Source organism: Pantoea sp. Ap-870 (genome assembly GCF_011752515.1).
Classification (GTDB): Bacteria; Pseudomonadota; Gammaproteobacteria; order Enterobacterales; family Enterobacteriaceae; genus Pantoea; species Pantoea dispersa.
Genome location: NZ_VWXG01000008.1, coordinates 189,880 through 201,051, shown reverse-complemented (window position 1 = coordinate 201,051; position 11,172 = coordinate 189,880). Strand labels below are relative to the sequence as shown.

The 11,172-nt window shown below is 59.6% G+C and carries 10 protein-coding genes; 3 read left to right on the top strand and 7 right to left on the bottom strand.

Annotation, left to right across the window (positions count from 1 at the left end):
- Positions 1–12: 12 nt before the first annotated feature.
- Positions 13–435 (top strand): hypothetical protein, encoded by a 423-nt coding sequence (locus tag F3J41_RS18755; protein ID WP_058758247.1) that lies wholly within the window; start codon positions 13–15, stop codon positions 433–435.
- 87 nt (positions 436–522) lie between these two features.
- On the opposite strand, the gene speG is transcribed toward F3J41_RS18755, so the two are convergent.
- The 6 genes from speG to F3J41_RS18725 form a co-directional block, all read right to left on the bottom strand.
- The gene (speG, locus tag F3J41_RS18750) at positions 523–1,068 is read right to left on the bottom strand and encodes a spermidine N1-acetyltransferase (RefSeq protein WP_021506478.1); all 546 of its coding nucleotides are present in this window, start codon (positions 1,066–1,068) and stop codon (positions 523–525) included.
- Between the two features lie 89 nt (positions 1,069–1,157).
- Positions 1,158–1,823 carry an ABC transporter ATP-binding protein gene (locus tag F3J41_RS18745; protein WP_166712032.1) on the bottom strand — a complete coding sequence of 222 codons (666 nt, stop codon included), beginning with the start codon at positions 1,821–1,823 and terminating at the stop codon, positions 1,158–1,160.
- On the bottom strand, positions 1,816–2,649 hold the full coding sequence (locus tag F3J41_RS18740) for an ABC transporter ATP-binding protein (protein WP_088515750.1): 834 nt from the start codon (positions 2,647–2,649) through the stop codon (positions 1,816–1,818). The genes F3J41_RS18745 and F3J41_RS18740 overlap by 8 nt, the downstream gene beginning before the upstream one ends.
- Positions 2,639–3,496: an ABC transporter permease gene (locus F3J41_RS18735; RefSeq protein WP_031279350.1), complete on the bottom strand. Its 858-nt coding sequence runs from the start codon at positions 3,494–3,496 to the stop codon at positions 2,639–2,641. The genes F3J41_RS18740 and F3J41_RS18735 overlap by 11 nt, the downstream gene beginning before the upstream one ends.
- Positions 3,493–4,545: an ABC transporter permease gene (locus F3J41_RS18730; protein ID WP_021506482.1), complete on the bottom strand. Its 1,053-nt coding sequence runs from the start codon at positions 4,543–4,545 to the stop codon at positions 3,493–3,495. The genes F3J41_RS18735 and F3J41_RS18730 overlap by 4 nt, the downstream gene beginning before the upstream one ends.
- Positions 4,545–6,113 (bottom strand): ABC transporter substrate-binding protein, encoded by a 1,569-nt coding sequence (locus tag F3J41_RS18725; protein ID WP_058776471.1) that lies wholly within the window; start codon positions 6,111–6,113, stop codon positions 4,545–4,547. Before F3J41_RS18725 ends, F3J41_RS18730 begins: the two co-directional genes overlap by 1 nt.
- Before the next feature lie 751 nt (positions 6,114–6,864).
- Between F3J41_RS18725 and mgtA the strand changes: the two genes are divergently transcribed.
- Entirely contained in the window at positions 6,865–9,588 is a 2,724-nt protein-coding gene (gene mgtA / locus F3J41_RS18720) for a magnesium-translocating P-type ATPase (RefSeq protein ID WP_166712030.1), read from the top strand.
- Positions 9,589–9,747: 159 nt separating this feature from the next.
- Positions 9,748–10,425, top strand: a complete 678-nt coding sequence (locus tag F3J41_RS18715; RefSeq protein ID WP_166712028.1) for an SDR family oxidoreductase — start codon at positions 9,748–9,750, stop codon at positions 10,423–10,425.
- Positions 10,426–10,462: 37 nt separating this feature from the next.
- On the opposite strand, the gene F3J41_RS18710 is transcribed toward F3J41_RS18715, so the two are convergent.
- Entirely contained in the window at positions 10,463–11,119 is a 657-nt protein-coding gene (locus F3J41_RS18710) for an epoxyqueuosine reductase QueH (protein ID WP_031279356.1), read from the bottom strand.
- Between the last annotated feature and the right edge of the window lie 53 nt (positions 11,120–11,172).

The window sequence follows — 11,172 nt, the reverse complement described above, 5'->3', positions numbered from 1 at the left end:
AGCGGACCTGCTATGAACCTGCGACATCTTCTTCCCGCCTGTGCGCTGCTGCTGAGCGGCTGTGCCACCATTGTCGGCACCGAAACGCAACCGGTAAAAATTGACTCTGTGCCGCAGGGCGCGCGTTTCACCGTGCAGGATGAAACCGGCCGCGCGGTGGCGCAGGGCTATACGCCGCAGACGGTGGATCTGGCGAAATCCAATGGCACCTATTTCGGTAAGAAACATTATCAGGTGATGCTGGAGAGTCCGGGCTACGTGCCGCTGACGCTGCCCATCGAGGCTAGCGCCAACCTGTGGTACGTGCTGGGCAATATTCCGCTGCTCGGTTTCCCCGGCTGGCTGGTGGTCGATCCGTTTTATGGCGGCATGTATGACCTGAAGCCAGCGCACCCGCAGCCGCATCTCAACGTGGTCGGCGCGCGCGGCGGTTAATTTGCACGGATGCGTAGCGGCGCGATTTATCGCGCTTAGTTAAATACGCGCAATAAATTGCGCCGCTACGGTTCGTGCCGAGGGTTATTATTGCGCGGTAGGTTTCACCATCGCATTACCGGATTTATGCTGCGCCAGATACTGCTGCTGGAAAATGCACATGCGGATGGTGTTGCGGTACTCGCCGTTAATGAAAAACTCGTGCTTCAGCACGCCTTCCACCTCGAAACCGAGCTTGGTGTAGATATGAATCGCCTTCTCGTTCTCCTGATCGACAATCAGATACAGCTTGTAGAGATTGAGCACCGAAAAGCCGTAATCCATCGCCAGCTTTGCCGCTCTGCTGGCTAAGCCCTTGCCCTGATGCGCCGGGTCGATGATGATCTGAAACTCCGCCCGGCGATGCACGTGGTTGATCTCCACCAGCTCGACCAGCCCGGCTTTTTGCCCGTCGTGTTCCACCACAAAGCGCCGCTCGGTCTGATCGTGGATGTGCTTGTCATACAGGTCAGAAAGCTCCACAAACGCTTCGTACGGCTCTTCAAACCAGTAGCGCATCACGCTGGCATTGTTATCCAGCTGATGGACAAAGTGCAGATCTTCCCGCTCCAGCGGACGTAATTTTACCGTCATACGGTGTTCCTTTAGATGACTGAATGGCTGTTGGGCAGCGGCGCAATCTACCTTCGGGATAAAGCGCGCCGCGTTGCGCTCATGTCATGCTAACTAACAATCCGGCCCTGCGCCATGCGCGCGGCGCGATCGCACATATGATCGATCACGTCAGGATCGTGGCTGACCAGCACCATCGTCAGGCCATCATTCTGTTTGAGATCGTTAAGCAGATTCAGGATCTCGGCCTGCACAGACATATCCAGCGCCGACGTCGGCTCATCCAGCAGCAGGATCTTAGGCTCCAGCAGCAGGGCGCGCACGATGGCCACGCGCTGACGCTGTCCGCCGGACAGCTGATGCGGATAGCGATCCGCCAGCGCCGGATCCAGACCGACATGGCGGAAGCCCGCGTTGATGCGATCGTCGATGTTATCGCGTCGCAGCAGCTTAAGCGGTTCCGCCAGCGTGCGGCGCAGCCGGTGGCGCGGATGCAGCGAAGCGTAGGGATCCTGAAACACCATCTGCACATCGCGCCGCAGCTGGCCGGTAAAGGGTTTGCCCGGCTGCACGGCGGTATTCGCCAGCGTCATCTGGCCGCGCCAGTGCGGATTCAGTCCGGCCATCACCCACAGCAGCGACGATTTACCGCAGCCGGAAGGCCCCACCAGACCGAAACACTCGCCGGCCGCCACCTGCAGGTTCACATCGTGCACCACGGTGCGCAGTTCATAACCCTGTTTGTGCGAGACGCTCAGGTTGGCTAATTCAATCATGCATCTTCTCCAGCGCCGCGCGATCCAGCACCGGCAGGCGTTCGCCATGCGTCGCTTTACCCGGACGGCAGGCCCACAGCGTGCGGGTATAAGGATGGCTGGCGTCCGACAGCTGCGCCGCCGGCAGGGTGTCCAGCAGGCGGCCTTTATACATCACCATCACCCGCTGACAGTGCTCGGAGACCTGTTGCAGATCGTGACTGATCAGCAGCAGGCCCATGTTGCGCTGCTCCACCAGGCGACGAATCAGCGCCAGCACCTGATCGCGCATGGCGTGATCGAGCGCCGAGGTTGGCTCATCGGCAATCAGCAGATCGGGATCGGTAATCAGCGCGATCGCCAGCATCACGCGCTGGCCCATGCCGCCGGAGAGCTGATGTGGATAGCGCTTCATCAGCTGGCGCGGCTCGGGCAGGCCCACCGCGTCCAGCATCTCGCACACTTTCTCTTTGCGCTCGGCGCGGCTCAGCTTGCGGTGCAGCACCAGCGGCTCTTCAACCTGCCAGCCAATGGTGCGCGTCGGGTTGAGCGCGTATTTCGGATCCTGCATGACCATCGCCACTTTGCCGCCGCGCAGGCCAATCCAGTCGCGCTCGCGCAGGTGCAGGGCGTCTGCGCCCGCCACCTGCAGCCGGTCAGCCTGCAGCTGCAGCGCGGGCGACAGCAGGCCCATCAGCGCACGCGCGGTCAGGGATTTGCCCGAGCCGGATTCACCGACCAGCGCCACGCGTTCGCGGCCAAGGGTAAAGCTGATGTTATCCACCAGCAGCGCGTCGTGGCTGCGGATCGTCAGCCCCTGCGCATCAATTAACAGATCATTTGGCATGGCGGGTATCCAGTCGGTCACGCAGGCCGTCGCCTGTCAGGTTAAACGCCAGGCTGGCGAACAGAATGGCTGCGCCGGGTGCTGCCGCCACCCACCATTGGTCGAAAATCACTTTACTGCCTTCTGCTACCATCGAGCCCCATTCGGCGGTTGGCGGCTGCACGCCCATACCGAGGAAGCCCAGCCCGGCGGCAGAAAGAATAATCCCGCCGAGGCTCAGCGCGGCACGCACCACGGCGGTCGGCAGGCAGAGCGGCAGAATGTGGCCAAACATCAGGCGCAGGCCAGTAATACCCTGCATGCGCGCGGCGGCGAGGTAATCGCTGCGGCGCAATGCCAGGGTTTCCGCGCGTGCCTGCCGGGCAAACGGCGGCCAGCTGGTGAGCGCCAGCGCCAGTGCGCCGTTCATCAGGCCCGGACCCAGCATCGCCACCAGCGCCAGCGCAATCACCAGGTTGGGCAGCGACAGGAAAATATCGGTGATGCGCATCAGCACGCGTTCGGTCCAGCCGCCGACGTAGCCGGCAGTGATACCGACTAACAGGCCAACCGGGATGGTCAGCACCAGAATTAGCGACACCAGCAGCAGCGTCGGACGTGCGCCGTAGATCACGCGCGACAATAAATCGCGGCCGAAGCCGTCGGTGCCGAACCAGTGCAGCGCCGACGGCGCCAGCAGACGCTGTTCAATCACCTGCGCGTTAGGATCAAACGGCGCCAGCAGCGGCGCCAGCAGCGCCATGGCCACCAGCACGATCACCAGCGTCAGGCCGATGGTCAGCGAAGTGATACGCGCCCGGCGCCGGCGCGGACGCACGGTTTCCAGTTCATGAAGTTGTTGAGTCATCGGGTTCTCGGATCGGTTAACCAGGTGAGGGCGTCGGCCACGGCATTGAGCAGGATAAAGCAGCTGCCAATCAGCAACGTAGCGCCGAGAATCGCCGGAACATCCGCGGAAAACAGCGCGTTGGTCATATAGCGACCGACGCCCGGCCAGGCGAATACGGTTTCCGTCAGCACGGATCCTTCCAGCAGCGTGGCGTAGGAGAGGGCGATCACGGTGATCAGCGTGCCCAGCACGTTGGGGAAAATATGACGCAGCAGAATGCGCGCCCGGCCAGCGCCTTTCGCGCGCGCCAGCACCACATACTCTTTGCTGCTCTCTTCCAGCAGCGCCGCGCGCAGCAGGCGCGTAATGCCTGCCATCGCCAGCAGGCCGAGAATCACCACCGGCAACCACAGATGCGCAATTGCGTTGCGAAACATTTCCGCATCGCCGGAGAGCCAGCTATCAATCAGTACAAAGCCGGTCTTTGGTTCAAGGGTATAAATCCAGATATCATCCAGCTGGCCCGGACCAGCGGACCAGTGCAGCACGGCGTAGAACAGCAGCAGGCCCAGCAGGCCGAGCCAGAACACCGGCACCGAGTAGCCCAGCAGCGAGATAAAGCGCGCCACGTTATCGATGACGCTGCCCGGTTTCCACGCCGCCAGCAGCGCGAGCGTCACGCCGAACACCGCAGCGAAAATCATCGAACAGGTCGCCAGCTCAAGCGTGGCGGGGAAGGTGCGCATCAGGTCGGCGCTGACCGGCTGATTGGTGAGATGCGACAGGCCGAGATTGCCCTGCGCCAGATGGCTGATATAGCGCCAGAACTGTACCAGTACCGGCTGATCCAGCCCAAGGTCGTGACGCACCTGAGCATAGGTGGCTTCGCTGGCGTGATCGCCGGCGATTTGCTGCACCGGGTCGACTGGCGACAGGTGCGACAGCATGAAAGTAAACGCTAACAAACCCACCAGCGTCACCAGCAGCGACAGCAGGCTGGTGACGAGGCGGCTGAAGCGCTGCCAGAGTGGCCGGGCGAACCCGGCCGATGACGCTGACGCTGCCATTACTTCGAAACCTGCGCGTAATACACCATGTCCGGGTTGATCCCCTGCACATAGCCCTGCAGATTGTCGCGCAGCGCAATCAGGTTACGCGCCTGCAGGCCAATCACGTACGGCGAGTTCTTCAGCACTTCGCGCTGCATCGCCTGATAAAGCGCAACGCGCTTGTTGCTGTCGGCTTCGGCCGTCGCCGCCAGCGTCTGTTTGCTCAGCTCCGGGATGTGCCAGTCTGAACGGTAAGCAATGGTTTTGCTGCCATCTTCCGGGTTGTAAGCGAAGGAGGCGGCGTTGGTGTTCGGGTCGAAGTAATCCGCGCCCCAGGCGTTGAGCGTAGCTTCATACTGATGCGCCTTCACGCGGGTAGACACTTCAGAGCTTAAGCCCGGCTGCACTTCCACCTTCACACCGCCTTTGGCGAAGCTGCCCTGCAGTGCCTGCGCGATATCAAGGTACGGCGGCTGATTGCTGGTGGAGAGCTTAAAGCTGACGTTGGTCAGGCCGGCCTTCTGCAGAATCGCTTTGGCTTTCTCCGGATCGTAGCTGTAAGGCGTGTCGTTCAGCGCACCGAGGAAACCCTTCGGCAGGAAGGTCTGGTGCACTTCAAACTGGCCTTTCAGCAAGTCATTCGCGATACCTTTATAGTCGAACAGGTAGCGTGCTGCTTCCCACAGCGCCGGGTTCTTCAGTACCGGATTGGCACCGACGTTGAACTGAATGTAGTAGAGCGACGCCATCGGAATCGCTTCGGTCTTCACGCCGGCTTTGCCCTTCAGCGCAGCGATCTGGTCAGCACCGAGGTTACGCGCGATATCGACATCGCCCTGTTCCAGCAGCAGACGGCGCGCTGCCGGCTCCGGCACGTTTTTAATCAGAATGTTTTTCAGCTTCGGTGCACCGGCCGGTGAGGTCGGGTTGGCGCTGAGCAGTATCGCTTCATGCAGCACCACTTTGCGAATCTGGAACGGGCCGCTGCCGGCCGAGTGGGTGCCGAGCCACGCATGGCCGAAATCACCGTTTTTGGCGTTGGCCTGCGCGGTTTTTTCATCAACGATCGAGGAGACCGGCGCGGACAGCAGGCTCAGCACATAGGCCGGGCTGACGTTGGCGCTCCAGCTAATCTGTACGTGGTCTTCATCGACCTTTTTCAGGAAGCTGTCGACGTTGTCTTTGTTCCAGCCGAGCTGGGTCAGAATAAAGGACGGATCGAGGTTGAGTTTCACCACGCGCCCCAGCGAGAAAATGACATCTTCCGGACGCAGCGGGTTACCGCTGGCGAACTTGGCGTCTTTGCGCAGCGCAAACGTCAGGCTGCGGTTATCGCTGCCCGGTTGCCACGACGTGGCCAGCGTTGGCTTAAGATCGGTTGGATTGGCCGGATCGGACTGCACCAGGCGCTGATAAATGTTAGTGAACGCTTGCACCGTGGTAAGTTCAAAGCCCTGGGCCGGATCAAAGCTGTCCGCATCATCCGTAGACTGCGCAATCACCAGCGTATCTTTTGGCGTGGCGGCCTGCGCGGAGAAGGCGGCTACCAGCGACAGCGCCAGCAGTGAGGGAATAATTTTTTTCATGTTGTTTCCTTGCCTTAAAAAAGTAACGCGAGTTTACGAGAGCGCTACAGTGAAGAATAGTCAATTTATGGCTATGCATATGCCGTAAGGTTCTAAGCGGTGCGCTTCAGTTATAAGCAAGAGGGCGTAACGCGATCGGATTAATCTGGCGCACCTTATATCCGCACGCTTTATCAACCAAATCGCAACGAAAATTAAATCAACCTGAACCCCAGGATAATTAACTTTACTTCGCTTTTCGCCCTCCTATAATAGCCGCAACTTCACACAGGAGAATTCAGTTGGACAGTCACCCTTATCGATGGCAATACAAGGCAAGCTGACGCGCGAATTCTTTTGTCGCTGCTTGCCAACATGGCGGGCAGCAATCCTCACCTGTTTCTGATGATTGTTCCCTGATAATGACACCATTGCGGGCTGATGCCCGTGGGAATAGCATCATGCACATGATTTTAAACGCACTTTTTCCTCCGCCTCGATGCGCGCGCTGATCTTCAGCGTGCTGAGCTTCCCTGCGCGTTAAGCCGCTTCAGGCTGCTGCTGCGCGCAGCGTTATCCAGGATTATGTTATTTCACTCGTTATTCAGCGAGCGACTTTCTTCGCCCATTATTTCCGGGAGGTAATATGGAAATTCCCGACAGGTTATTTTTAATTTAATCCGGTCACGCCGTGACAATTAATGTTTTCGACTTGTGCGCCTGGCGCGCAGGGATCGTTATTGCCGTAAAAAAATAAACGAGGAGTGTCATCATGACTGACATGAAACTCAACCAGGAAAAAAAAGCCTGGAACACCGTGCGTCCGGCACGTCAGAAAACCGCACGCTATCTGATTGAAGACGAAGCCGCTTTTACCGCCGACGAAACGCTGCTGCGCCTGCGCAGCGATGCGCTGGGGCTGGTCGAACGCGAAGCGGAAGCGCGGCTGCAGATTTATGGTCGCAATCAGGTGGAGCATGATAAAGCGCCACCGGCGCTGGTGCAGCTGATCCAGGCTTTCAATAATCCGTTCATTTATGTGCTGCTGGCGCTGGCGCTGGTGAGCTTTTTCACCGACTACTGGATGCCGCTGCGCCATGGCGAGGAGACCGATCTGACCGGTGTCATCATCATTGTGACGATGGTAACGCTCAGCGGTTTGCTGCGCTTCTGGCAGGAGTTTCGCACCAACAAAGCGGCACAGGCGCTGAAATCGATGGTGCGCACCACCGCCACCGTGCTGCGCCGGGAATCGGTACAGCAGGCACCGCAGAAACAGGAAGTGGACATCACCAGCCTGGTGCCCGGCGACATCATCTATCTCTCGGCGGGCGATCTGGTACCCGCCGATGTGCGGCTGCTCGACTCACGCGATCTGTTTATCAGCCAGGCGATTCTGACCGGCGAATCGCTGCCGGTGGAGAAATATGACGTCACCGGCCACGTGGCCAGCAAGCAGGCCAGCGCCAGCGACAAAGATGCATCGCTGCTGGAACTGGGCAGCGTATGTCTGATGGGCACTAACGTCTCCAGCGGCAGCGCCAAAGCGGTGGTGGTGGCGACCGGCGGGGAAACTTATTTCGGCAGCCTGGCGAAATCGATTGTTGGTAACCGCACACAAACCGCTTTCGATCGCGGCGTCAACAGCGTCAGCTGGCTGCTGATTCGTTTCATGCTGGTGATGGTGCCGGTGGTGCTGCTGATTAACGGCCTGACCAAAGGCGACTGGCTGGATGCTTCGCTGTTCGCGCTGGCGGTGGCGGTGGGACTGACGCCGGAAATGCTGCCGATGATTGTCAGCTCGAATCTGGCCAAAGGGGCGATTGCCATGTCGCGCCGTAAAGTGATCGTCAAACGCCTGAACGCGATCCAGAACCTCGGCGCCATGGACATTCTGTGTACCGACAAAACCGGCACGCTGACGCAGGACAACATTATCCTCGAGCACCATCTCGATTGTGCCGGGGTAGAGAACTCGCGCGTCCTGATGCTGAGCTGGCTCAACAGCCATTACCAGAGCGGCACGCCTAACCTGATGGATCGCGCCATCCTGCGCTACGGCAAAGGACGCATCAGCGCGGACATGAGCGACTACTACAGCAAAGTGGATGAGCTGCCGTTTGATTTTGTGCGTCGGCGCGTTTCAGTGGTGGTGCGTGACCGCCGCCTCAACCAGCAGATGCTGATCTGTAAGGGCGCGGTCGAGGAGATGCTGAGCATTGCCAGCGCCGAACGCGAAGGCAAACTGATTCAGCCGCTCAATGAAACCCGTCGTGCGGAGCTGCTGGCGCTGGCGCATCAGTACAATCAGCAGGGCTTCCGCGTGCTGCTGGTGGCCAGCCGCGCGCTGGCGGAGCCGGGCCTGCAACAGGCGCTCAGCGTCGCGGATGAGCAGGGGCTGACCATCGAAGGGCTGCTGACCTTCCTCGATCCGCCGAAGGAGAGTGCGGCGAAGGCGATTACCGCACTGAACGAGAACGGCGTAACGGTCAAAGTGCTGACCGGCGATAATCCGGTAGTGACGGCGCGCATCTGCCAGCAGGTGGGCATCGACTGTGGCGAGATCCTCACCGGCGAGGCGATTGCGGCGATGAGCGATGAGCAGCTGGCGCAGGCCGCGGCGCGCAGCTCGGTGTTTGCCAAACTGACGCCGCTGCAGAAGTCACGCATTCTGCGTGCGCTGCAGCAGCAGGGCCATACGGTGGGTTTTCTCGGTGACGGCATTAATGATGCGCCGGCGCTGCGTGACGCCGATGTGGGGATCTCGGTCGACAGCGCGGCGGACATCGCCAAAGAGTCTTCAGACATCATCCTGCTGGAAAAGGATTTAATGGTGCTGGAAGAGGGCGTGATGAAGGGGCGCGAGACGTTCGGCAACATCATCAAGTACCTGAACATGACCGCCAGTTCGAACTTCGGCAATGTGTTCTCGGTGCTGGTGGCGAGCGCGTTCATCCCGTTCCTGCCGATGCTGGCGATTCACCTGCTGATTCAGAACCTGATGTACGATCTGTCACAGCTGGCGCTGCCGTGGGACAAAATGGATCGCGAGTTCCTGCGCAAACCACGCAAATGGGACGCGCGCAACATCAAACGCTTTATGCTGTGGATTGGGCCAACGTCGTCAATTTTTGACATCACCACCTTTGCGCTGATGTGGTACGTGTTCGCGGCGAATTCCCCAGCGATGCAGTCACTGTTCCAGTCCGGCTGGTTTGTTGAAGGGCTGCTGTCGCAGACGCTGGTGGTGCACATGCTGCGCACGCGCAAGATTCCGTTTATCCAGAGCCGCGCGGCGCTGCCGGTGCTGCTGACCACCGCCTGCGTAATGATTGCCGGCATTCTGCTGCCGTTCTCGCCGCTCGGCGCGATGGTCGGCCTGGTGCCGCTGCCATGGAGCTATTTCCCGTGGCTGCTGGCCACGCTGCTCGGCTACTGCCTGGTGGCGCAGGGCATGAAAACGCTGTACATCAAGCGCTTTGGCCAGTGGTTCTGAGTGCAGGAGGCGTCATGAAACAACGCAACCTGGATAAAACGGTGTGCCACCTGCTGATAATTATGGTGGTCATCGTCGTGCTAACGTTAGTGTTCCGGTAAGGACAACAGGGCAGGGTATCCTGCCCTTTTTCGTGGCACACCAACCAGCGAGGAACAGATGAGCCAACAACAGCGAGCATTGATTATTGGGGCGTCAAAAGGCATTGGCCTGGCGGTGGTGCAGCAACTGCTGCAGGCGGGGTGGGAGGTGACCGCCACCTACCGTTCCACGGCGGTTTCGTTTCAGCATCCGCAACTGCAGTGGCTGGCGCTGGATATCACCGATGGCGCGCAGCGTGACGCGCTGGTCCGGCAGCTCGGCGACGCACCTTTTGACTGTATCCTGATCAACGCCGGGATTATCGGTCCGCAGGCACCGCAGCTGCGCGACGTGGACGATGCGCAGCTCAGCGAGCTGTTCTTGACCAATGCGGTGGCGCCGGTGCGCCTGGCGGAGAGCCTGCTGCCGCTGCTGCGCGATAAACAGAGCGTGCTGGGCCTGACCACATCGCGTCTCGCCAGCCTCAACGAGAACCGTGACGCAGCGATGCCGTTCTACTCGGCCAGCAAAGCGGCGCTGAATATGCTGAGCCGCTCGCTGGAGATGCAGATGCGCGCGCAGGGCAGCACGCTGCTGTCACTGCATCCGGGTTGGGTAAAAACGGATATGGGCGGCGAGGGCGCGGATATCACCGTCACCGAGAGCGCGCAGGGCATGGTCACGCAGCTGCAGCAGTTTAGCGGGCGTGGCGGCCATCATTACGTGGATTACCGCGGCCAGTTGCTGAACTGGTAATGCTTAGCCTGCTGGTTAGCGCCAGCAGGTTTTTTTCTTACTCATCCGGCGAATAGTATTGCACGCCGATTTCGATACGTTCGCGTCCGCTCGCCACGCGGTGGCGGTTGGTATCGCGCAGCGAATAGATGCAGCCGCAATACTCCTGCTGATAGAAGCGCTCGCGCTTGCTGATCTCAATCATGCGCGACGAACCGCCACCTTTACGCCAGTTAAACTCCCAGTACAGCATATCCGGATAGCGCGCCGCCGCGCGTACGCCGCAGTCGTTGATTTGCTGCATATTCTTCCAGCGCGAAATGCCGAGTGAACTGGTGATCACCGGGAAGCCGTGTTCATGCGCGTATAGCGCGGTGCGCTCGAAGCGCATGTCGAAACACATAGTGCAGCGCACGCCGCGCTCCGGCTCCCACTCCATGCCACGCGCGCGCTCGAACCAGTTGTCTTTGTCGTAATCGGCATCAACGAAAGGCACGCCAAACTGCTCGGCAAAGCGGATGTTCTCCTCTTTGCGCAGCTCGTACTCTTTCAGCGGATGGATGTTCGGGTTGTAGAAGAAGATGGTGTAATCGATGCCGGAAGCCAGCATCGCTTCCATCACTTCTCCCGAGCAGGGAGCGCAGCAGGAGTGCAGCAGCACTTTATTGTGGCCATTCGGCAAGGGCAGCGGCTGGCGTTGAAATGTATCGGACATAAAGTTAATTAATGGTTAAGGGCGATGCGGCAAGTGTAGGGGCAAAGGCCGTC